Raw genomic sequence first — 21,091 nt, 5'->3', positions numbered from 1 at the left:
GGGCACAAAGGAAGAATGGTATAACGCCTTGTCAGGCAGGCGCCGCCTGAGCCCGGTGCATCGCGCACGGGCGATGTCGTCAGTGTTTCCCCAAGGGTACCGAGAAGAGTGCCCGGACTCGCCAGAGTCCCTTGACCGAGTCACCAAACGAGACGAGAGATGAGCACAGAACCCAAGCGTCCCCTCTATATTCCCTACGCTGGACCCTCTCTGCTGGAGATGCCGCTGCTCAACAAGGGCAGCGCCTTCACCCAGAAGGAGCGCCTGCAGTTCAACCTGATCGGCCTCTTGCCGCAGAACGTCGAGACCATCGACGAACAGGTCGAGCGTGCCTACCACCAGTACCAGCAGTGCCAGAATGACCTGGACCGCCATATCTACCTGCGGGCGATCCAGGACGACAACGAGACGCTGTTCTTCCGCCTCGTCTCCGAGCATCTCGAGGAGATGCTGCCGATCATCTACACCCCCACGGTCGGCAAGGCCTGTGAGGAGTTCTCCAATATCTATCGCAACCACCGGGGGCTGTTCATCTCCTACCCCGACCGCGAGTACATGGACGACATCCTGCGCAGCGCCACCAAGGACAACGTCAAGGTGATCGTGGTCACCGACGGCGAGCGCATCCTCGGCCTCGGTGACCAGGGCATCGGCGGCATGGGCATCCCCATCGGCAAGCTGTCGCTGTACACCGCCTGTGGCGGCATCAGCCCGGCCAATACTCTGCCGATAATGCTCGACGTCGGTACCAACAACCAGCAGTTGCTGGACGACCCGCGCTACATGGGCTGGCGCCACCCGCGTATCAGCCAGGAAGAATACGACGAGTTCATCGATGCCTTCATGCAGGCGGTGAAGCGGCGCTGGCCCAAGGTACTGCTGCAGTTCGAGGACTTTGCCCAGGCCAACGCCATGCCGCTGCTGGAGCGCTATCGCGACGAGCTATGCTGCTTCAATGATGACGTCCAGGGCACCGCTGCGGTCTGCGTCGGCACCCTGATGGCGGCCTGCCAGGCACGTGGCGAGGGCATGGCCCGTCAGCGGGTGGTGTTCGTGGGCGCCGGCTCCGCCGGCTGCGGCATCGCCGAGATGGTGGTGGTGGCGATGATGGCCGAAGGCCTGACCGAGTCCCAGGCCCGCGAGCGGGTCTACATGGTCGATCGCGAGGGCCTGGTGACGGACGACCAGACCTGGCTGCGTGACTTCCAGCGCCGCCTTGCCCACCCGGCCGGTATGGTCGAGGGCTGGGAAGGTCAGGACCTGCTCGAGGTAGTCAAGCAGGTTCAGCCGACGGTGCTGCTCGGCGTCTGTGGCCAGAAGGGTATCTTCACCGAGGCGGTGGTCAAGGCGATGCACGCCAACTGCAAGATGCCGCTGATCATGCCGCTGTCCAACCCCACTTCGCGGGCCGAGGCGATCCCCTCCGACGTGCTCGAGTGGACCAACGGTGACGCCCTGGTGGCCACCGGCAGTCCCTTCGCCCCGGTCGAGATCAACGGTCGTCGCATTCCCATCGCCCAGTGCAACAACGCCTACATCTTCCCGGGGATCGGCCTCGGGGTGGTGGCAAGCGGTGCACGCCGCGTCACCGATGCGATGCTGATGGCGGCCTCACGGGCTCTGGCCCGGGAGGCACCGATCGTCAAGGAGGGCGAGGGTGCCATGCTGCCGGCGCTGTCGCGCATCCGCGATATCTCCAAGTCGATCGCCTTCGACGTGGCGGCCCAGGCCCAGCACGAGGGCGTGGCGCTCAAGAGCGACGGTACCAAGCTGCGCCGCGACATCGAAAAGAGCTGCTGGATGCCCAACTATCGCGACTATCGTCGCCGCGCCTTCTAGGCGTCCGCGCGCTCAAGCGATCACTGAACCCCGCCACAAGGCGGGGTTTTTACTTTCTTGAGCACTGAGTAGACACCAGAGAAGGATGCAAGTCGGCTGTGGCTTTGATGGAGAGCCGCCAGTCGCCCAGCGGGCCCGGGTAGCAAAGAGGCTTCTGTATCAACCGGCCAGGTGTCTTGGGGCGGCTTGCTCTAGACAGCCATGCCCGTTACGGGCATAGTTGGGTGAGGTGAATGAGGATGAGTGTATCGACGTCTTGAAACGACGGGACTTTGCGCGGTGGCAGTCGGGCGAGAAGTTGTCCGATGAGGCCCTGTGCAAGGCAGTCCAGGAAATGGAAAGCGGATTGATTGATGCTGACCTGGGTGGCCACTTATACAAGAAGCGGGTTGCCCGCCCTGGTGCAGGCAAAAGCGGTGGCTACCGTACCTTGTTATCAGCCCGTCTTGGTCAACGTTATGTATTCCTGCATGGGTTCCCGAAAAGCGACAAGTCGAACATCACGCGGGACGAGAAAAAAGCGCTCCAATATGCTGGCAAGCTATTTCTAGAACTTTCCCCCGAGCAGTTGGCAAAGGCGTTGCAAGCGGGTGTTCTACTGGAGGTGCGTTGTGACGAGCAAAATCATTGAATCCTTGCGCGGCGAGTTGGCCGCATTGCAAGACGCTGGCGCGATCAGCAAGGTAACCATGCGTCAGTTTGACACCATGTGTCCTCCACCGGTGCGCGAGTTCAGTGCCGGTGACATCAAGCGTCTACGTGAGGCGTTGAATTTCAGCCAGCCGGTGTTCGCCCATCACCTGCACACCACTGCCTCGACGGTGCGCAAGTGGGAGCAGGGCGAAACGCGTCCGGCCGGCCCTGCGCTCAAGCTGCTCAACGTCATCGCTGATAAGGGCTTGCAAGCCATTATTTGAAACTGCTCCTGTGGCGGTACCGAGCGAGGTGTCAAGACATGCCCGTTCAGTCCCCTGTGCCTGAAAACTGCCTACCTTAATCTCACGCCCAGCCTGGTTTCTGCAGGTCGGCGAAGTGCCAAAAAAAGACCTCGCCGGTGGGCGAGGTCTCGGTGTGGCGGCCAGTGCGATGCGCCGGCCGGCTGCCTGGCGGGCCTGGGCCCGCCGGGTGATCAGGCGGCGCCGATCATCTTGCGCAGCACATAGTGCAGGATGCCGCCGTGGCGGTAGTACTCGAGCTCGTTGGCGGTGTCGATGCGACACAGGGCGTCGAGGGTCTTCTCACCCTTGTCGCCCTTGATGGTCACCTTGACCTTGCCGCCCGGCTCGAGGCTGTCGAGGCCCTCGATGGAGACTGTCTCGTCGCCGGTCATGCCGAGTGACTTGCGATCCTCTCCTTCGGGGAACTGCAGCGGTACCACGCCCATGCCGATCAGGTTGGAGCGGTGGATGCGCTCGTAGGACTCCGCCAGCACGGCGCGCACGCCGAGCAGCAGGGTGCCCTTGGCCGCCCAGTCGCGGGAGGAGCCGGTGCCGTACTCCTTGCCGGCCACCACCACCAGGGGGGTGCCTTCCTCCTGGTACTTCATGGCGGCGTCGTAGATCGCCATCTGTTCGCCGCTGGGCACGTGGCGAGTCTCGCCACCGACCACGCCATCGAGCATCTCGTTCTGGATGCGCACGTTGGCGAAGGTGCCGCGCATCATCACCTCGTGGTTGCCGCGCCGCGAGCCGTAGGAGTTGAAGTCCACCGGCTTGACGCCGTTCTCCTGCAGGTAGCGGCCCGCCGGGCTGTCGGGCTTGATCGCGCCGGCCGGCGAGATGTGGTCGGTGGTCACACTGTCGCCGAGCATGGCCAGTACATGGGCGTCCTTGACGTCCTCGACCTTGGACGGCTCCTTGCCCATGCCCTCGAAGAAGGGCGGGTGCTGGATGTAGGTCGAGTTGTCGTCCCACTCGTAGACCTCGCTTTCCGGCACCTTGATGGCCTTCCACACCTCGTCGCCGTCGAACACCGCGGCGTATTCCTTGCGGAACATCTCGGTGTTGACCTTCTCCACCGCCTCGGCGACCTCGGCCTGGGTGGGCCAGATGTCCTTGAGGTAGACCGGCTCGCCGTCGCTGCCTTCACCGATGGGGTCATTGTCCAGGTCGCAGCGCACATTACCGGCCAGGGCGAAGGCCACCACCAGGGGCGGTGAGGCCAGCCAGTTGGTCTTCACCAGCGGGTGCACCCGGCCTTCGAAGTTGCGGTTGCCGGACAGTACCGAGGCCACCGTCAGGTCGCCGGTCTTGACCGCATCCTCGATCGGCTCGGGCAGCGGGCCCGAGTTGCCGATGCAGGTGGTGCAGCCATAGCCCACCAGATTGAAGCCCAGGGCGTTGAGGTCGTCCTGCAGGCCGGCGGCGGCCAGGTATTCGGTGACCACCTTGGAGCCGGGAGCCAGCGAGGTCTTGACCCAGGGCTTGGTGGCCAGGCCCTTCTCCTTGGCCTTGCGGGCCAAGAGGCCTGCGGCCATCATCACGCTGGGGTTCGAGGTGTTGGTGCACGAGGTGATGGCAGCGATGACCACCGCGCCGGGGTCCAGGCTGAAGTCCTCGCCCTTGTAGTTGACGTCCTGGCTGTCGGCGTGACGATAGCTGCGCTCGACGCCGACCGCGGTCTGGCCGCCCTCGGAGCCCATCTTGTCGTCGCGGCTGTCCTTTGCCGACTTGCCCTCGTCCTCCATCAGTTTTTCGAAGGTCGTGGCGAGCTGGCTCAGGGCGACCCGGTCCTGGGGCCGCTTGGGACCGGCGAGGCTGGCCTCGACGTCACCCATGTCGAGTCCCAGGGTGTCGCTGAAAATCGGCTCGTGGCCGGGTTCGCGCCACAGGCCCTGCTCCTTGGAGTAGGCCTCGACCAGAGCGATCTGGTCGTCGTCGCGGCCGGACAGACGCATGTAGTTCAAGGTCTCGTCGTCCACCGGGAAGAAGCCGCAGGTGGCGCCGTACTCCGGGGCCATGTTGGCGATGGTGGCGCGGTCGGCCAGGGGCAGGTCCTTGAGGCCGTCGCCGTAGAACTCGACGAACTTCCCGACCACGCCTTTCTTGCGCAGCATCTCGGTGACGGTGAGTACCAGGTCGGTGGCGGTGATGCCTTCTCTGAGCTTGCCGGTCAGCTTGAAGCCGATGACCTCGGGGATCAGCATCGACACCGGTTGGCCGAGCATGGCGGCCTCGGCCTCGATACCGCCGACACCCCAGCCGAGTACGCCGAGGCCGTTGATCATGGTGGTGTGGGAGTCGGTGCCGACCAGGGTATCCGGGTAGGCCAGGGTCTTGCCGTCCTCTTCCCGGGTCCACACCGTCTTGCCCAGGTACTCCAGGTTGACCTGGTGGCAGATGCCGGTGCCCGGCGGCACCACGCGGAAGTTGTCGAAGGCCTGCTGGCCCCAGCGCAGGAACTCGTAGCGCTCGCGGTTGCGCTCCATCTCCAGCGCCACGTTGTCCTTGAAGGCGGACGGGTCGCCGTACTTGTCGACCATCACCGAGTGGTCGATGACCAGATCGACCGGTGACAGCGGGTTGATCTTCGACGGTTGCTCACCGAGTTTCTCCACCGCGGCACGCATCGAGGCCAGGTCGACCACCCCCGGCACGCCGGTGAAGTCCTGCATCAGCACGCGGGCGGGACGGTAGCCGATCTCGCGGTCCGAGCGGCCTTCCTTCTGCCAGTCCACCAGCGCCTGAAGGTCGTCTCTGGACACGCTCTCATCGTCGGCAAAGCGTAGCTGGTTTTCCAGCAGTACCTTGAGCGTCATCGGCAGACGCTGAATATCGCCAAGGTCCTCGGCAGCCTGGGCCAGGCTGTAGAAGTCGTACTGAGTCCCGCCTACATCTAGCGTGCGACGGGTATCCGGTAGGGAATCGCTACTCATGCTGTCCTCCTGAGGCATTGAATCGAACGGTCCAGGTTCGCTGGGATCGGCGCGGGGCCAATATCGATCCCTTGGTGGTACTAGTAGTGGTACTTGGTCATCATAGTTGTGTTCTTCAACCGTTGACGTGTAAACGGATGCCGGATCACGCCTTGAAAGGCTGTCGGGTCACCCCCATGGTGAAGGTTCACGTCGATCGCGACCAGAGGGGAGGTGCATCGTGCACGAACAGACGCTGCCGAGCTGGCCGCTTGATTGCCCCTACTGCGATGCCCATATCGAGCTGGTGGTGGACACCTCCCAGGGCAGCCACGAGACCTGGGAAGACTGCCCCCAGTGCTGTGCGCCGATCCACTACCGTATCGAGGTGGATGCGGTGACCGAGGATATCGTCTCGGTGGTCGCCGGCGACGATGACGAGGTCATGTGACAGGGCTCATGTGATGGAAGTGTCATGCGCCGCTGTGGGCCGCGTAACGATCTCATTCGAGCCTGGCGGATGTCGATGACGGCGTCATTGCGACGTCATCGCCGTCGGGTGACAATAGTCGGCGACTATCGGGTCGATGGCCCAGGTCGATTGGCCCGGCGTGGTTCGCTGGCCTAGGGTGACATCCGGTATTTGCCCCTGATTCTTGAACCCTCACGTTTCACTACTCCAAGGAGACTTTCATGAGCGTACTGGTAGGACGTCAAGCTCCCGATTTCGAAGCCGCCGCCGTCACAGGCAACGGCGAAATCGTCGAGAACTTCAAGCTGTCCGACAGCAACGGCAAGCTGCGCGTGCTGTTCTTCTGGCCGCTGGACTTCACCTTCGTGTGCCCGTCCGAGATCATCGCCCATGACAACCGTCTGGCGCAGTTCAAGGATCTGGGTGTCGAGGTGATCGGTGTCTCCATCGATTCCCAGTTCACCCACTACGCCTGGCGCAAGACCAGCCCGGACGCCGGTGGTATCGGTGAGGTCGGCTTCCCGATCGTGGCCGACGTCAAGCACGAGATTACCCAGGCGTACGGCATCGAGCATCCGGAAGCCGGTGTCGCCCTGCGCGCCTCCTTCCTGATCGACGAGGATGGCGTGGTGCAGCATCAGGTGGTCAACAACCTGCCGCTGGGCCGCAACGTCGATGAGATGGTGCGTATGGTCAAGGCCCTGCAGCACCACCAGAAGCACGGCGAAGTCTGCCCGGCTGGCTGGGACGAAGGCCAGGAAGGCATGAAGGATACCGCTGAAGGTGTCGCCAAGTACCTGGGTACTCACTCCAGCGAGCTGTAAGACGCTGCCAGCGCTCACCGCCAGGTGAGCCGACTCGGGACAGCCCGAGCAGTGTCACGACGGGGCGGCCTGGCCGCCCCGTTGCGTATATCCTCGGCATGCTGGTGTGCTGGCCAGTCGCGACAGACCCTTGCGCGGCAGACCGCACCCTGTCGACCCGAGTTTCGGGTGGATTGGCTCATGACGACGCTGCGTCGCCGTCATCATCGAATCCATTTTCCTTTAGCGTCGCGGCCCCCCCAGGGGAGCCCCCGGCTTAGTCAAGTTAGTCTTGTGAGGTAGCCATGAGCGAAGTGCGCCACGAACGTCTGATCATCCTGGGCTCGGGGCCTGCCGGCTACAGTGCGGCGGTCTACGCTGCGCGGGCCAATCTCAAGCCGCTGTTGATCACCGGCATGCAGACAGGCGGTCAGTTGACCACCACCACCGACGTGGACAACTGGCCAGGCGACGACGCCGGTGTCCAGGGGCCGGAGCTGATGGAGCGCATGCGCCGTCACGCCGAGCGATTCGATACCGAGGTGCTGTTCGACCATATCCACGAGGTGGAACTGCGCGAACGTCCCTTCACCTTGAAGGGCGACAACGGCACCTACACCTGTGACGCCCTGATCATTGCTACCGGGGCCAGTGCACGCTACCTGGGGCTGCCCTCGGAGCAGCACTTCATGGGCCAGGGCGTGTCGGCCTGCGCCACCTGCGACGGCTTCTTCTATCGCAACCAGGAAGTGATCGTGGTGGGCGGCGGCAACACCGCCGTGGAAGAGGCGCTGTACCTGTCCAATATCGCCTCCAAGGTCACCCTGGTGCACCGCCGCGACAGCCTCAGGGCGGAGAAGATTCTGCAGGACAAGCTGTTCGAGAAGGCCGAGAACGGCAACGTCGAACTGATCTGGAACCACACCCTGGACGAGGTGCTGGGGGACAACACCGGGGTCACCGGTGCGCGGCTCAAGGCGGTCGAGGACGGTTCGACCCGCGAGATCACCGCACCCGGCGTGTTCATCGCCATCGGTCATAGCCCCAACACCGGCATCTTCGAGGGCCAGCTCGAGATGGCAGGCGGCTATATCAAGGTCAAGTCAGGCCTCGAGGGCAACGCCACCGCCACCAGCGTGCCCGGTGTGTTCGCCGCCGGCGACGTCATGGATCACGTCTATCGTCAGGCGATCACCTCCGCTGGCAGCGGCTGCATGGCGGCGCTGGACGTGGAGCGCTACCTGGACAGCCTCGACTGACGCTATCGTCAGGCGCGATATCTGGACAGCCTCGACTGAGGCTATCGTCAGGCTCACTACAACTGCACCGCTGGCAGCATCGATATCGATCTGATACAAAAAACACCGCCAGGCAAATGCCTGGCGGTGTTCTTGTTGATGGCATCCGCCGGGGGGGGGCAGCGGCGGAGCAGTACTGTCCTGTCCGCCGGGCCGCGCCTCAATAGTGTGGCGGCAACTCGTCCTCGGGGCCGGGGGCATCGCCCAGTCCGCGGTCGTTGCTGGCCGCCAGTTCGCGTAGCCTTTCCTGCATCAGGCGATTGATGCGTTCCAGCTCCATCATTCGGCGCTCCTGGCCGGCGATGGTGGCGTCCAGGCTGTCCAGCCAGTGTTCCTGGTAGGCCAGACGGCTCTCCAGTTCTTCGACACGCTTTGCTAGATCGGCGGACGACTTGTCAATACCCGTGATAGACTCATGTTGCGGTGTGTCACTGTTCATCGTGTCAACTGCCTGCCTTGGGCTTTTTTCGAGAAGTCGTGGCGGAAGGATCTCGTCTGTGTATCGTGCATGGCCGCGGATCCCATGGTCATTCCACCTGTTTTCACCATAAGAAGAGAGTTTTTCACGTCCATGAAAAAAAGGGTATTCGTTCGTTGTTGTGTGATCAGTCTGCTGTTGGCCGCGCCTGCACCGCTGCTGATTGCTCTTGCCGTCAGCCTGGTGACCGGGCTGTCCGTCGAGGAGTTGCACGGCGCCATCGCCGAGGAGGCACTGCTGCATGGCTACCTTGCCGCTGCCGGAGCGGTCTTTGGCGTGTTGCTGGTAGCCACCCTGGCCCTCAATGCCCTGACGCCAAGGCTGGTCAACCTGGCCGAGGTCGAGGATGACGATCGCGAGATCGGCGAGGTCAAGTGGTTCAATGTCAACAAGGGCTACGGCTTCATCACCCGTGACGGGGGCGAGGACGTCTTTGTTCACTTCCGTGCCATCCGCGGCCGGGGCCATCGCACCCTGGCCGAAGGCCAGAGAGTACGCTACTACGTGATCGAGAACGAGCGCGGCCTGCAGGCCGACGACGTCACCGTCATCACCTGAGCGCGATGCTCTCGCCATTGCCACGACGCCCCGCCTAGTGCGGGGCGTCGTCGTTTGTGGCGCCGCGGGTCTGTCTCTGCGCCCGGCTCAGTATCCGTTTCTGCGCCCGGCTCTGCGCCCGTTGCAGGACCCTTTTCAGGGCCCAGCTGGGAGCGCCTCGTCAGTGTCCCGAGTCGGGCCAGTCGATGGCCGATTCGCTGCCGTCGGGTAACACCTGCAGGAAGCGGTCGGGGTCGTCGCCGGGCTGCCAGCCGCCCAGCGAGCAGCGCACCTCGCAGTCCAGCGCCAGGGCGGCGGCCCTGGCGAAGTCGGCGTCGGTGGGCCAGGGGGACTGGCCGCTGTCGAGCCAAAGGCTGGCGAAGCCATCGGCGGCCTTGCCGACCAGCAACACGGGAATGTCGGCACCATCGAGGTGACCTTCGGTGCGCCACTTGAGCTTGCCGCAGGGGGTCAGCGGCGGGGCATTCAGGGTGGCGCCGAGCCACTCGCCGATGCGCTCGGCGCTGGCCTCGCCAAGATAGATCTCGATATCCGGGTAGCGCTCGGTCATCACTTCAGCTCCTTGCGTCGGCGAACAGCCGCGTCAGGATGGCTTCGTAGACCCGGCTCAGGTCATCCAGGTCTGCGGCGCGCACGCGCTCGTCGACCTTGTGGATGGTGGCGTTGAGCGGGCCAAGTTCCACCACCTGGGCGCCTAGCGTGGCGATGAAGCGACCGTCGGAAGTACCGCCGGAGGTGGACAGCACCGGGGTGGTGCCGGTGACGTCGCGGACGCCGGCCACGGCGGCGTCGACCAGCGCCCCTTCGCGGGTCAGGAAGGGCTGGCCGTTGAGCGTCCAGTCGATCTCGAAGTCCAGGTCGAAGCCACGCAGGATGGCCTCGGTGCGCTCGCGCAACTCGGCGTCGGTGGTCTCGGTGGAGAAACGGAAGTTGAAGGTGGCCTCGACCTCGCCTGGGATCACATTGGTGGCACCGGTGCCGGCGCGCAGGTTCGAGATCTGGAAGCTGGTGGCAGGAAAGCAGTCGTTGCCGGCATCCCAGTGTTCGTTGGCGAGGGCGTCCAGCGCCGGCGCGATCTGGTGAATCGGGTTACGCGCCAGGTGAGGATAGGCCACGTGGCCCTGGATGCCGCGGACCTTGAGCACGCCGCCCAGCGAGCCGCGCCGGCCGTTCTTGATCACGTCGCCCAGGCGCTCGGTGGAAGAGGGCTCGCCGACGATGCAGTAGTCGAGGCGTTCGTTGCGCTCGCGCAGGTGCTCGACCACCGCACGAGTGCCATCCACCGCCGGGCCTTCCTCGTCGGCGGTGATCAGAAAGGCGATGCGTCCGGGGTGATCGGGGTGGGCGCTGACAAAGCGCTCCACCGCCGTGACCATGGCGGCCAGACTGCCTTTCATGTCGGCGGCGCCGCGACCGCGCAGCATGCCGTCGTCATCGATGATCGGGGCAAAGGGCGGGGTCTGCCACTGGTGCTCGGGTCCGGTGGGTACCACGTCGGTGTGGCCGGCGAAGGCCAGCACCGGGCCGTGGTGACCGTGCACCGCCCAGAAGTTTTCCACTTCGCCGAAGGGCAGCGACTCGACGTTGAAGCCCAGGCGCTCGAGGCGTTCGATCATCAGCGCCTGGCAGCCCATGTCGTCCGGGGTTACCGAAGGACGCCGCAACAGCTCGAGGGCAAGCTCCAGGGTGGGCGAGAGTGTCTCGGTGGTCGCGGGGGCGTCGGTCGGTGCAGGCAAGTCGGTAGTCGGCATAGCGGTCTCGAAGAAAGGCGGCGGCCAGGGCCGCCGCGCTCGGGATCAATTGTGGGCGTGCAGCGCTTCGTTGAGGGCGATGGCGCTCTTGTTGGTCAGGCACTCGATACGGCCGTTGTTCGAGTTGCGACGCAGCAGCAGATCGTCCTGGCCGGCCAGTTCGCGGGCCGCCAGGGTGCGTACTTCCTGGCCCTGGTCATCGAGCAGGGTGACCTTGGCGCCGGCGGTGATGTAGAGCCCGGCCTCGACGGTGCAGCGGTCGCCCAGCGGGATACCGATACCGGCGTTGGCGCCGATCAGGCAGCCTTCACCCACCGAGATGATGATGTTGCCGCCACCTGACAGGGTACCCATGGTGGAACAGCCACCGCCCAGGTCGGAGCCCTTGCCGACCACCACGCCGGCCGAGATACGGCCCTCGATCATGCCCGGGCCTTCGGTGCCGGCGTTGAAGTTGACGAAGCCCTCGTGCATCACCGTGGTGCCCTCGCCCAGGTAGGCGCCCAGACGCACTCGTGCGGTGTCGGCGATGCGCACGCCATTGGGCACCACGTAGTCGGTCATCTTGGGGAACTTGTCGACACAGTCCACCGACAGGGTGCGACCTTCCAGGCGGGCCTTGAGGCGGCGTGCCGGCAGCTCGATGATGTCGATGGCGCCTTCGCTGCTCCAGGCAATATTGCGCAGCAGACCGAACATGCCGGTGAGGTCGAGCTGGTGCGGCTTGACCAGGCGATGGGACAGCAGGTGCAGCTTGAGGTAGACCTCCGGGGCGCTCTGGGGCGGCAGGTCCTCACTGATGAAGGTCGCCACCAGCGGACGCTGGCTGGCGCTGAGGCTGGCGGCCAGTTCGGCCTGCTCCGGGTGGCCGGCGTCGCGCAGGGCGTCGGCCAGGGCCTGGCAGTGTTCCGGCAGGAAGCTGACGGCGGCGGTGCCCTGGGGCGCGTCGAGTACCCGGGCGGCGGCCTCTACCAGGCTGGCGTCGGGGGCGAGCAGCGGCGCCGGGTAGTAGACCTCGAGCCAGTCGCCCTGGGTGTTCTGGGTGCCGATGCCGAGTGCAAAGCTGTGCATGCCGTATGTCCTTTTCGTAGGTACTGGAATTCGCAAAGAGGGGCGAAAAATTAGAGGTCGTCGTAGTCGCCGTCGCGATAGCCGACCAGGATGTCGTCGCCGGTGTCGAGCAGCGGGCGCTTGATCAGGGTCGGGTTGGCGAGCATCAATTCGCGGGCCTTGTTGGCGTCGACGTCGTTCTTGTCGTCCTCAGGTAGCTGGCGCCAGGTGGTGCTGCGCTTGTTGAGCAGGGTCAGCACCGGCACCGACTCGAGGAAGTGCTCGAGCAGGGCCGCCGATACGCCATCGGCGCGCAGGTCATGGACCTGGTAGGGGTGGCCGCTGCCGTCCAGCGCCTTCTGGGCCTTGCGGCAGGTATCGCAGTTCTTGATCACGTAGAGCGTCAGCATGGGGCCCGTCCTCAATGTTCGTTGGTCGTGGCGTCGGTCGGGATCAGCCGCGTGCGAGCAGGTCGCGGATGCGCTCGGCCGCTTCCCGAGTGGGGGCCAGTTCGTCCACCAGTGCCAGTCTCAGCCGACCGGCGCCCGGGTTGGTGCCGTCGCTGCCGGTTCTGCCCATGTAGCTGCCCGGCAGGACGCTGACGTGGGCCTCGGCGTAGAGTCGCCTGGTGAAGGCGGCGTCGTCACCGTCGGGGACCGCTGGCCACAGATAAAAGCTAGCCTCGGGGGCGGGAAAGTCCATCACCGGTGCGAGGATCTCGGTGACCGCGGCGAACTTGGCGCGGTAGGCGTCTCGGTTGTCGCGCACGTGGGCTTCGTCGGACCAGGCGGCGATCGAGGCCTGCTGGATCGGCAGCGCCATGGCGCAGCCGTGGTAGGTGCGGTAGCGACGAAAGCGGCTGATCAGCTCGGCGTCGCCTGCGACGAAGCCCGAGCGTAGCCCCGGCAGGTTCGAACGCTTGGACAGCGAGTGGAACACCAGGCAGCGGTGATAGTCGTGGCGCCCCATGGCGGCGGCGGCCTGCAACAGTCCCGGTGGTGGCGCCTGCTCATCCAGGTACAGCTCCGAGTAGCACTCGTCGGAGGCGATGATGAAGTCGTACTCGTCGGCCAGGGCGATCAACTGCTGGAACTCTTCGATCGGGGTCACCGCGCCGGTGGGGTTGCCCGGCGAACACAAGAACACCAGCTGCACCTGGCGCCAGGTGTCGGCGTCGACGGCCGAGAAATCCGGGCGGAAGTCGTTGTCGGCACGGCAGTCGAGGTACAGCGGGGTGCCGCCGGCCAGCAGGGCGGCGCCTTCATAGATCTGGTAGAAGGGGTTGGGCACCGCCACCCGCGCCGGGCGTGAGCGATCGAGACAGGCCTGGACGAAGGCGAAGATGGCCTCGCGGGTACCGTTGACCGGCAGCACCTGGTGCTCGGCGTCGAGCCCGTCCAGGCCGAAGCGGCTACTGGCCCAGTCGGCGATGGCCTGACGCAGCTCGGGCAGTCCGGCGATGGCCGGATAGCGGGCGAAGTCATGCTGATGTCGGACCAGGGCGTCAAGTGCCGCCTGGTAGGGCGCATGCTGTGGCTCGCCGATGGTCAGCGGACGATGGGCGAGGTCGGCTGGTGGCGTCAGGTCCGCCTTCAGCGCCGCCAGGCGCTCGAAGGGGTAGGGTTGCAAGGCGTCGAGATCAGGGTTCATGGGGTCCAGGCGCGCCCTTGGGGCGTCGTTGTCATCACGGGAGTGGGTGCCGTCGGCGCGGGGCGCGACCGGGCATCGATTATAGGGAAGGGGCGTACCAGCCTCAAATCGACGCGCCTTGCCTGCTGTGTGATTCAGGTCAGCTCGGCGGGGCCGCTAGACACTGAGGACGTCGATCAGCCGTTCGCGCAACTGCTGCTGGCGCTCGGGGTCGGTGATCGGTCGGCCTTCGCGGTCGGTGACGTAGAAGACGTCTTCGACGCGCTCGCCGAGGGTCGCGATCTTCGCCGCCGACAGGGTGATGCCCTGCTCCATGAAGATACTGCCGACCCGAGCCAGCAGGCCGGGCCGGTCCGGTGCGGTCAGCTCCAGCAGGGTGCGCTCGCCACCCGGGTCCTGTTCGATGGCCACCTGGGTGGCCACCTTGAAGTGCTTGAGCTGGCGCGGGGTGTGGCGGGTGACGATGGTCGGGTAGTCGTCCGGGTCGTCGAGTTCTTCGACCAGGTGGCGGCGAATCTCCTCGAGGCGGCTGGCGTCGCGGATCGGCTTGTCGTGGTCATCGAGCACGATGAAGGTGTTCAGCGTCCAGTCATTGAGCGAGGTGGCGATGCGCGCGTCGTGGATCGACAGCCCGAGCTGCTCCATGGCGGCGGCGGTGGCGGCGAACAGGTCATCCACCGAACGGGTATGGATAAATACCTTGGTCCCGCCCTCGGCCATGTCGTCGGTGGGCGCGTTGATCAGGATCAGTGGCAGCTCGCTGCCGGCGTGGGCCAGCATGCCCTGGGTCTGCCACACCACCTCGCTGGAGGCGTACTGCAGAAAGAAGTCCTCGCCGAGCGACTCCCACAGGGCGTCGACCCTCGCCATGTCGGCGCCGATCGTGGCCAGCAGCGAGTGCGCCTCCTCACGGGTCTCGCGGACCCAGTCGGCGCGCTCCAGCGGGTTCTCGAGGCCACGCCGCAGTGCCCGCCGGGTCTCGGCGTGGAGCTGGCGCATCAGCGAGGCGCGCCAGCCATTCCACAGGGTGGGATTGGTCGCGGTAATGTCGGCCACGGTGAGGATGTACAGATAGTCCAGGCGGGTCTCGTCGCCGACGCTGGCGGCGAAGTCGCGGATCACCTCGGGGTCGGTGATGTCGCGCTTCTGGGCGATCATCGACATCAGCAGGTGGTTTTCCACCAGCCAGCTGACCAGCCGGGTATCACGCTGGCTGAGCCCGTGGCGTTCGGCGAAGTCCTCGACCTCGCGGGCGCCGATCAGCGAATGATCGCCGCCGCGGCCCTTGCCAATGTCGTGGAACAGCCCGGCGATCCACAGGATCTCCATCTTCGGCGCCTGGTGAATCAGGGTCGCCGCCACCGGGAACTCCTTCTTCGCCTCGGGCTTGCGGAAGCCGTGCAGGCACTTCAGCAGGCGCAGGGTGTGGGCGTCCACGGTGTAGATATGGAACAGATCGTGCTGCATCAGGCCGACCGCCTGGCCGAAGGCCGGCAGATACTTGCCCAGCACCCCGTAGCGATTCATCCGGCGCAGCTGGCGGGCGACATTGCCACCGGAGCGCAACAGCGCCATGAACAGCGCCTGGTGACGCGGGTCGTTGCGGTAGCGGTCGTCCATCAGGTGGCGATGGTCGCGGATCAGGCGGATGGTGTCGGCGCGCACGCCTTCGATCTCGGGGTGCTCGGCCATCAGGTAGAACAGCTCGAGCAGCGCCGCCGGCTGGTCGCGGAACAGGGTCCGCGAGCGCACCTGGATGTAGCCGCCGGCGATCTCGAAACGCTCGTTCAGCGGGGTCACGCTGATCGGGGTATCGGGCCTCAGGATCTGTTCGTCGAAGTGCTGCAGCAGCATGTCGTTGAGCCCGGCCAGGGCGGTGACATGGCGGTAGTAGCGCTTCATGAACTGTTCCACCGCCAGGCGCTCGGGACTGTCGCGGTAGCCGAACAGCTCGGCGATGGTGTTCTGGTGGTCGAACAGCAGCCGATCCTCGGCGCGCCCGGTGAGCATGTGCAGGGCGTAGCGGACCTGCCACAGGAAGGCCTGGCCCTGGCTCAGGATGCGATGCTCGGCATCGTTCATGAAGCCCTTGGCGACCACGTCCTCGTAGGACTCGGTATCGAAGTGGCGCTTGGCCACCCAGCCGATCATCTGGATATCGCGAAGCCCCCCGGGGGAGCTCTTGATGTTCGGCTCGAGGTGATACTCGGAGTTGTTGAAGCGGTAGTGGCGGGTGATCTGCTCCTGCCACTTGGCCTCGAAGAAGCGGTCTGCCGGCCACATGCGCTCGCCGGACAGGCGCTCGCGCATGGCCTGGCGCAGGGCCTCGCGGCCGGCCAGGGTGCGTGACTCGAGCAGATTGGTGATGACGGTGACGTCGGCCTTCGCCTCGCGCTCGCAGTCGTTGAGCGAGCGCACGCTGTGGCCGATCTCGAGACCGATGTCCCACAGGAAGGTGATGAAGGCGGTCAGCGGCTCGCGGTAGGGCGTGTCGTCATCGTCCTCGAGCAGGAACATCAGGTCGATGTCCGAATGAGGGTGCAGCTCACCGCGGCCGTAGCCACCCACCGCCAGTAGCGCTACACCATCGTCCAGGCCTGGCTGGCGCGCCCAGGCCAGCGCCAGCAGCTGGTCCAGGCACCAGGCCCGTCCTCGCACCAGGTCGCGGATGTCGGCGCCGCCGAGGAAGCGCTCGTCCAGCCGCGACTGGATCTCCTTGAGCGCGCCCTTGAAGGGCGCGATGGGGGAGTGCTGGCCCTCGAGCTGGCGAGCGAAGTCTTCGAAGTCGAACAGCTCGAATTCCGGTGCGAAGCGATAGTGGTGCAGCAGCATGGGCTCTCAGCGCTCGAGGAAGGACAGGTCTTCGTCGGAACGGGCGGTCAGCACCTCGACCCCCGTCTCGGTCACCAGCAGGGTGTGCTCCCACTGGGCGGTCAGCCCCTTGTCCTTGGTCACGGCGGTCCAGCCATCGCGCAGTACCTTGGTGCGATGGTCGCCGACGTTGATCATCGGTTCGATGGTGAAGCACATGCCGGCGGCCAGTTCGATATCCGCCTCGGGGGCGTAGCCGTCATAGTGCAGCACCTGGGGGTCCTCGTGGAAGCCGGCGCCGATGCCGTGGCCGCAGAAGTCACGCACCACCGAATAGCCGTTGGCCTTGGCGTGGCTCTCGATGGCCCGGGCCAGCTCCGACAGGCGGGCACCAGGGCGTACCAGCGCCATGCTGCGGTAGAGGCACTCCTGGGTGACCCGGCACAGCCGTTCGCCCTGGATGGTCTCGCCGATGATGAACATCACGCTGGAGTCACCGTGGTAGCCGTCGGCGGTCCTTACGGTGATGTCCATGTTCATGATGTCCCCTTTCTTCAGCTTCTTGCTGTCGTCGGGGATGCCGTGGCAGACCACGTGGTTGATAGAGGTGCAGATCGACTTGGGAAAGCCGTGATAGTTGAGCGGCGCCGGGGTGGAGCCGAGCTCGTTGACGATGTAGTCGTGGCACAGCTTGTCCAGGTGGCCTGTGCTGACGCCGGCTTCCACGTGGGGGGCGATCATCTCCAGCACACTGGCGGCCTGGCGGCCGGCTTCGCGCATCTTCTCGATTTCTTCGGGCGTCTTGATGGGTACGTTCATGGAATCTCGGTCTGGGTGGTGTCGCCCCGGCGCAGGCGGCTGAGCCGAGTCGCTGGCTCGCGGCGACGATGACCGCGGCGACTCCGGGGAGGGACGCGTCGAGGTGCGCGAGACGTTGGGCGACTTCAATTCGAAGGTCATCCATGGTATAAAGCTGCGCGCTTTCCTGCAATCGCCGTTCCTTGCTGGTGTTTTCGTCGAGACCCTGGTCTTGCGATCGCCTGCAACGGGATAGCCCGCTGGCGAGCGACAAACAGTAGAAGAGGTCTCCATGACGGAGCCTCGCGCCTTGAAAACACACACGCACCGACACATGGTCCCGGGTGCCTGAGGGAAACCTCTGGTCGGATCCATGGGGTGCGTGGAGGCCTAACCCGATTTTTCAGGAGTCATCCATGGCACACGTCAATATGCGTGACCTGCTCAAGGCAGGCGCACACTTCGGTCACCAGACCCGTTACTGGAACCCGAAGATGGGCAAGTTCATCTTCGGCGCTCGTAACAAGATTCACATCATCAACCTCGAGCATACCCTTCCGGCGCTCAACGAGGCGATCGATGTGGTCGAGAAGATGGCCGCTTCCAACAACAAGATCCTGTTCGTCGGTACCAAGCGTAGCGCGAGCAAGATCATCAAGGAAGAAGCGAACCGTGTGAGTCAGCCGTTCGTCAACCACCGCTGGCTCGGCGGCATGCTGACGAACTACAAGACCATTCGTCAGTCCATCAAGCGTCTGCGCGAACTCGAAACCATGCACGAAGATGGCACCTTCGAGAAGCTGACCAAGAAAGAAGTCCTGATGGCCACCCGCGAGCAGGACAAGCTCGAGCGTTCCATCGGCGGTATCAAGGACATGGGCGGCCTGCCGGACGCACTGTTCGTGATCGACGTCGACCACGAGCGCATCGCCATCAACGAGGCGAACAAGCTGGGCATCCCGGTCATCGGTGTGGTCGACACCAACTCCGATCCGGACGGCGTCGACTACGTGATCCCGGGCAACGATGACTCCATCCGCGCCATCCAGATCTACGTCAAGGCCATCGCCGATGCCTGTGGCCGTGCGAAGGAAGGTCGCCCCGATGAGTTCGTCGAAGTGACCGACAGCGAAGGCGACGCCGCCGCTGCCGCTGCCGAGTAAGCTTCGGCCCGCCTGGGCCAGCCGATCGCGCAAGCGATCCACGCCGGACAGGCGCAAAGGGGGCCGTGGCCCCCTTTTTTCTACTTCAGGCCCGCGGTAATACCGAGGGTCTCTCCGACACCCAGGTCGAACCATTTAGAGGTGAATACCATGGCAGCTATCAGCGCCTCCCAGGTCAAGGAACTGCGCGAGCGTACCGGGCTCGGCATGATGGAGTGCAAGAAGGCACTCACCGAAGCCGGCGGTGACATCGAGCAGGCCATCGAGGATCTGCGCAAGAACTCCGGTCTCAAGGCCGCCAAGAAGGCCGGTCGTACCGCCGCTGAAGGTGTCGTCGTCACTCGTGTGGCCGAAGACGGTGGCTACGGTGTGATGGTCGAGATCAACTCCGAGACCGACTTCGTTGCCCGTGACGACAACTTCAAGGCCTTCGCCGACAAGATCGCCGACGCCTTCTTCGCCGCCAAGAGCGACGACGTGGCCGCAGTGACCGAAGGCGAGCTGGAAACCGCCCGCGAGCAGCTGGTGCAGAAGATCGGCGAGAACATCGGCGTGCGCCGTGCCGTCGTCGTCGACGCCGCTGAAGGCAACCTGGTGGGTGCCTATGTGCACGGTGGCCGCATCGGCGTGCTCACCGAGCTCAAGGGCGGCACCCAGGAAGCCGCCAAGGACGTGTCCATGCACGTTGCCGCGATCAACCCGACCGTGGCCCGTCCCGAGGACATGCCCCAGTCTGCCCTCGACGAGGAAAAGGCCATCATCCTGGCTCAGCCAGACATGGCCGGCAAGCCTGAGCAGATCGCCGAGAAGATGGTCCAGGGCCGTCTGAAGAAGTACCTGGCCGAGAACAGCCTGACCGAGCAGCCCTTCGTCAAGGACCCGAACCAGAGCGTGGCCGAGTTCGTCAAGGCTGCCGGTGGTGAAGTGGTCGGCTTCACTCGCTTTGAAGTGGGCGAGGGCATCGAGAAGGAAGAGGTCGACTTCGCCAAGGAAGTCATGGAACAGGCCAAGCGTAGCTAAGGTCCAAGGTTCCAAACTGTGCCTGCACAGTGTAATGATGGCGTGCGCGAAAGCGCACGCCTTCGTGTATGCGTCAGCGGTGGGTGTCTCGCGGCCTGACCGACCGCCACCCGACCCAGTCAAGCCCAAAGCGGAGAAATGCCATGAGCAGCGTCGATTCTTCCCCCCTGTCCAAGTCCGAGAAGCCCCGTGCCGCGGTGTCGAAGTACAAGCGCATCCTGCTGAAGCTCTCGGGTGAGGCGTTGACCGGGGATGCCGACTTTGGCATCGACCCCAAGGTACTGGACCGCATGGCGCTGGAGATCGGGCAACTGGTCGGTATCGGTGTCCAGGTCGGTATCGTGGTCGGTGGCGGCAACCTGTTCCGCGGTGCCGCCCTGCACGAGGCCGGCATGGAGCGCGTGACCGGTGACCACATGGGGATGCTGGCCACGGTGATGAACGCCCTGGCCATGCGTGATGCGCTGGAGCGCTCGAACATCCGTTCGCGGGTAATGTCGGCCATTCCCATGAGCGGCGTGGTGGAGCACTACGATCGGCGCACGGCGATTCGCTACCTGACCTCCGGTGACGTGGTACTGTTCTCCGCCGGTACCGGCAATCCCTTCTTCACCACCGATTCCGCCGCCTGTCTGCGCGGTATCGAGATCGACGCCGACGTGGTGGTCAAGGCCACCAAGGTGGACGGCGTCTACAACAAGGATCCGGTCAAGTTCGACGATGCCGTGAAGTACGACGAACTGTCCTATGATGACGCCCTCGATCAGAAGCTCGGGGTGATGGATTTGACCGCGATTTGCCTGGTGCGGGACCATGACATGCCGGTCCGGGTCTTCAACATGAACAAGCCTGGCGCCCTGCTCAACCTGGTGGTGGGCGGCAAGGAAGGCACGCTGATTCACAGAGGGTGACATCGTGATCAACGAGATCAAGAAAGACGCAGAAGCAAGAATGCAGAAGACCGTCGAGTCGCTGCATCACAACCTGAACAAGATTCGTACCGGTCGTGCTCATCCCAGCATTCTGGACGCGGTGCAGGTCGAATACTACGGTTCCATGATGCCGCTCAACCAGGTGGCCTCTGTCAACGTCGAGGACGCCCGCACCCTGGCCGTGGTGCCCTGGGAGCAGAGCATGGTGCCGAAGGTCGAGAAGGCCATCATGACCTCCGACCTGGGCCTCAACCCGGCGTCTGCCGGCAACGTGATCCGCGTGCCGATGCCGATGCTGACCGAGGAGACCCGCAAGGGCTACATCAAGCAGGCGCGTCAGGAGGCCGAGAACGCCCGGGTGGCGATTCGCAACGTGCGTCGTGACGCCAACAACGACCTCAAGGCGCTGCTCAAGGACAAGGATATCTCCGAGGACGAGGAGCGTCAGGGCGAGGACGAGATCCAGAAGATCACCGATCGCTTTGTCGCCGAGATCGACAAGACCCTGACCGCCAAGGAAGAGGACCTGATGCAGGTCTGAGGCGCCCTGGCGATACCCGTACCGGCCTGCCTGTGCGGCCGGGAGGGGGCGCGATACCGACCTGTCACGCCTGG

General features: G+C 64.6%; 20 protein-coding genes. 11 read left to right on the top strand and 9 right to left on the bottom strand.

Annotated elements, in window-relative coordinates:
• The first annotated feature begins 159 nt into the window (after positions 1 to 159).
• From EBB56_RS06950 to EBB56_RS06940, 3 genes are all read left to right on the top strand, one after another.
• The gene (locus EBB56_RS06950; protein ID WP_108132277.1) at positions 160 to 1,839 is read left to right on the top strand and encodes an NAD-dependent malic enzyme; all 1,680 of its coding nucleotides are present in this window, start codon (positions 160 to 162) and stop codon (positions 1,837 to 1,839) included.
• Positions 1,840 to 2,086: 247 nt separating this feature from the next.
• Positions 2,087 to 2,470: a type II toxin-antitoxin system RelE/ParE family toxin gene (locus EBB56_RS06945; RefSeq protein ID WP_108449777.1), complete on the top strand. Its 384-nt coding sequence runs from the start codon at positions 2,087 to 2,089 to the stop codon at positions 2,468 to 2,470.
• Positions 2,451 to 2,756: a DNA-binding transcriptional regulator gene (locus EBB56_RS06940; RefSeq protein ID WP_108449735.1), complete on the top strand. Its 306-nt coding sequence runs from the start codon at positions 2,451 to 2,453 to the stop codon at positions 2,754 to 2,756. Before EBB56_RS06945 ends, EBB56_RS06940 begins: the two co-directional genes overlap by 20 nt.
• Before the next feature lie 212 nt (positions 2,757 to 2,968).
• On the opposite strand, the gene acnA is transcribed toward EBB56_RS06940, so the two are convergent.
• Entirely contained in the window at positions 2,969 to 5,713 is a 2,745-nt protein-coding gene (acnA, locus tag EBB56_RS06935) for an aconitate hydratase AcnA (protein ID WP_045991198.1), read from the bottom strand.
• A gap of 220 nt (positions 5,714 to 5,933) precedes the next feature.
• Here acnA and EBB56_RS06930 point away from each other — a divergent pair, with 220 nt between their 5' ends.
• The 3 genes from EBB56_RS06930 (at position 5,934) to trxB (ending at position 8,226) form a co-directional block, all read left to right on the top strand.
• Positions 5,934 to 6,143: a CPXCG motif-containing cysteine-rich protein gene (locus EBB56_RS06930; RefSeq protein ID WP_045991197.1), complete on the top strand. Its 210-nt coding sequence runs from the start codon at positions 5,934 to 5,936 to the stop codon at positions 6,141 to 6,143.
• Between the two features lie 242 nt (positions 6,144 to 6,385).
• Entirely contained in the window at positions 6,386 to 6,988 is a 603-nt protein-coding gene (locus EBB56_RS06925) for a peroxiredoxin (protein ID WP_045991196.1), read from the top strand.
• A gap of 284 nt (positions 6,989 to 7,272) precedes the next feature.
• Positions 7,273 to 8,226, top strand: a complete 954-nt coding sequence (gene trxB, locus EBB56_RS06920; protein WP_124803490.1) for a thioredoxin-disulfide reductase — start codon at positions 7,273 to 7,275, stop codon at positions 8,224 to 8,226.
• Between the two features lie 199 nt (positions 8,227 to 8,425).
• Here trxB and EBB56_RS06915 read toward each other — a convergent pair whose 3' ends face one another.
• On the bottom strand, positions 8,426 to 8,704 hold the full coding sequence (locus tag EBB56_RS06915) for a SlyX family protein (protein ID WP_181248591.1): 279 nt from the start codon (positions 8,702 to 8,704) through the stop codon (positions 8,426 to 8,428).
• A gap of 132 nt (positions 8,705 to 8,836) precedes the next feature.
• On the opposite strand from EBB56_RS06915, the gene EBB56_RS22265 reads away from it, so the two are divergent.
• Positions 8,837 to 9,301 carry a cold-shock protein gene (locus EBB56_RS22265; protein ID WP_045991194.1) on the top strand — a complete coding sequence of 155 codons (465 nt, stop codon included), beginning with the start codon at positions 8,837 to 8,839 and terminating at the stop codon, positions 9,299 to 9,301.
• Positions 9,302 to 9,461: 160 nt separating this feature from the next.
• Here the strand turns inward: EBB56_RS22265 and EBB56_RS06905 are convergent, their stop codons facing one another.
• From EBB56_RS06905 to map, 7 genes are all read right to left on the bottom strand, one after another.
• Positions 9,462 to 9,851, bottom strand: coding sequence for a hypothetical protein (locus tag EBB56_RS06905; protein ID WP_045991193.1), 390 nt, complete (start codon positions 9,849 to 9,851; stop codon positions 9,462 to 9,464).
• 4 nt (positions 9,852 to 9,855) lie between these two features.
• Entirely contained in the window at positions 9,856 to 11,052 is a 1,197-nt protein-coding gene (gene dapE / locus EBB56_RS06900) for a succinyl-diaminopimelate desuccinylase (RefSeq protein ID WP_124803488.1), read from the bottom strand.
• A 45-nt stretch (positions 11,053 to 11,097) separates the two neighbouring features.
• Positions 11,098 to 12,123: a 2,3,4,5-tetrahydropyridine-2,6-dicarboxylate N-succinyltransferase gene (gene dapD / locus EBB56_RS06895; protein WP_124803486.1), complete on the bottom strand. Its 1,026-nt coding sequence runs from the start codon at positions 12,121 to 12,123 to the stop codon at positions 11,098 to 11,100.
• A 50-nt stretch (positions 12,124 to 12,173) separates the two neighbouring features.
• Entirely contained in the window at positions 12,174 to 12,512 is a 339-nt protein-coding gene (locus EBB56_RS06890) for an arsenate reductase (RefSeq protein ID WP_045991190.1), read from the bottom strand.
• A 43-nt stretch (positions 12,513 to 12,555) separates the two neighbouring features.
• Positions 12,556 to 13,752: a succinyldiaminopimelate transaminase gene (gene dapC, locus EBB56_RS06885; RefSeq protein ID WP_124803484.1), complete on the bottom strand. Its 1,197-nt coding sequence runs from the start codon at positions 13,750 to 13,752 to the stop codon at positions 12,556 to 12,558.
• A gap of 156 nt (positions 13,753 to 13,908) precedes the next feature.
• Positions 13,909 to 16,584, bottom strand: a complete 2,676-nt coding sequence (locus tag EBB56_RS06880) for a [protein-PII] uridylyltransferase (RefSeq protein ID WP_124803482.1) — start codon at positions 16,582 to 16,584, stop codon at positions 13,909 to 13,911.
• A 6-nt stretch (positions 16,585 to 16,590) separates the two neighbouring features.
• On the bottom strand, positions 16,591 to 17,382 hold the full coding sequence (gene map, locus EBB56_RS06875) for a type I methionyl aminopeptidase (protein WP_045991187.1): 792 nt from the start codon (positions 17,380 to 17,382) through the stop codon (positions 16,591 to 16,593).
• A gap of 395 nt (positions 17,383 to 17,777) precedes the next feature.
• Between map and rpsB the strand changes: the two genes are divergently transcribed.
• The 4 genes from rpsB to frr all read left to right on the top strand — a co-directional run bounded on the left by rpsB (position 17,778) and on the right by frr (position 21,017).
• Positions 17,778 to 18,524 (top strand): 30S ribosomal protein S2, encoded by a 747-nt coding sequence (gene rpsB / locus EBB56_RS06870; protein ID WP_045991186.1) that lies wholly within the window; start codon positions 17,778 to 17,780, stop codon positions 18,522 to 18,524.
• Between the two features lie 150 nt (positions 18,525 to 18,674).
• The gene (tsf, locus tag EBB56_RS06865) at positions 18,675 to 19,544 is read left to right on the top strand and encodes a translation elongation factor Ts (RefSeq protein WP_124803480.1); all 870 of its coding nucleotides are present in this window, start codon (positions 18,675 to 18,677) and stop codon (positions 19,542 to 19,544) included.
• 143 nt (positions 19,545 to 19,687) lie between these two features.
• Entirely contained in the window at positions 19,688 to 20,455 is a 768-nt protein-coding gene (gene pyrH, locus EBB56_RS06860; protein ID WP_045991184.1) for a UMP kinase, read from the top strand.
• A gap of 4 nt (positions 20,456 to 20,459) precedes the next feature.
• Complete coding sequence (gene frr, locus EBB56_RS06855; RefSeq protein WP_045991183.1) at positions 20,460 to 21,017, top strand: ribosome recycling factor; 558 nt, start codon at positions 20,460 to 20,462, stop codon at positions 21,015 to 21,017.
• The last annotated feature ends 74 nt before the right edge of the window (positions 21,018 to 21,091 follow it).

It is taken from the genome of Halomonas sp. YLB-10, assembly GCF_003856855.1.
GTDB classification, from domain to species: domain Bacteria; phylum Pseudomonadota; class Gammaproteobacteria; order Pseudomonadales; family Halomonadaceae; genus Halomonas; species Halomonas litopenaei.
Note: the sequence above shows the minus strand (reverse complement) of the source record. Positions and strands in the feature narration are given on the sequence as shown.

Bases quoted from the DNA above. Each gene is read 5' to 3' on its own strand.
- EBB56_RS06950 (WP_108132277.1), top strand. From the start codon at position 160: ATGAGCACAGAACCCAAGCGTCCCCTCTATATTCCCTACGCTGGACCC.
- acnA (WP_045991198.1), bottom strand. From the start codon at position 5,713: ATGAGTAGCGATTCCCTACCGGATACCCGTCGCACGCTAGATGTAGGC.
- EBB56_RS06925 (WP_045991196.1), top strand. From the start codon at position 6,386: ATGAGCGTACTGGTAGGACGTCAAGCTCCCGATTTCGAAGCCGCCGCC.
- trxB (WP_124803490.1), top strand. From the start codon at position 7,273: ATGAGCGAAGTGCGCCACGAACGTCTGATCATCCTGGGCTCGGGGCCT.
- EBB56_RS06915 (WP_181248591.1), bottom strand. From the start codon at position 8,704: ATGAACAGTGACACACCGCAACATGAGTCTATCACGGGTATTGACAAG.
- EBB56_RS22265 (WP_045991194.1), top strand. From the start codon at position 8,837: ATGAAAAAAAGGGTATTCGTTCGTTGTTGTGTGATCAGTCTGCTGTTG.
- EBB56_RS06905 (WP_045991193.1), bottom strand. From the start codon at position 9,851: ATGACCGAGCGCTACCCGGATATCGAGATCTATCTTGGCGAGGCCAGC.
- dapE (WP_124803488.1), bottom strand. From the start codon at position 11,052: ATGCCGACTACCGACTTGCCTGCACCGACCGACGCCCCCGCGACCACC.
- dapD (WP_124803486.1), bottom strand. From the start codon at position 12,123: ATGCACAGCTTTGCACTCGGCATCGGCACCCAGAACACCCAGGGCGAC.
- EBB56_RS06890 (WP_045991190.1), bottom strand. From the start codon at position 12,512: ATGCTGACGCTCTACGTGATCAAGAACTGCGATACCTGCCGCAAGGCC.
- dapC (WP_124803484.1), bottom strand. From the start codon at position 13,752: ATGAACCCTGATCTCGACGCCTTGCAACCCTACCCCTTCGAGCGCCTG.
- EBB56_RS06880 (WP_124803482.1), bottom strand. From the start codon at position 16,584: ATGCTGCTGCACCACTATCGCTTCGCACCGGAATTCGAGCTGTTCGAC.
- map (WP_045991187.1), bottom strand. From the start codon at position 17,382: ATGAACGTACCCATCAAGACGCCCGAAGAAATCGAGAAGATGCGCGAA.
- rpsB (WP_045991186.1), top strand. From the start codon at position 17,778: ATGGCACACGTCAATATGCGTGACCTGCTCAAGGCAGGCGCACACTTC.
- tsf (WP_124803480.1), top strand. From the start codon at position 18,675: ATGGCAGCTATCAGCGCCTCCCAGGTCAAGGAACTGCGCGAGCGTACC.
- pyrH (WP_045991184.1), top strand. From the start codon at position 19,688: ATGAGCAGCGTCGATTCTTCCCCCCTGTCCAAGTCCGAGAAGCCCCGT.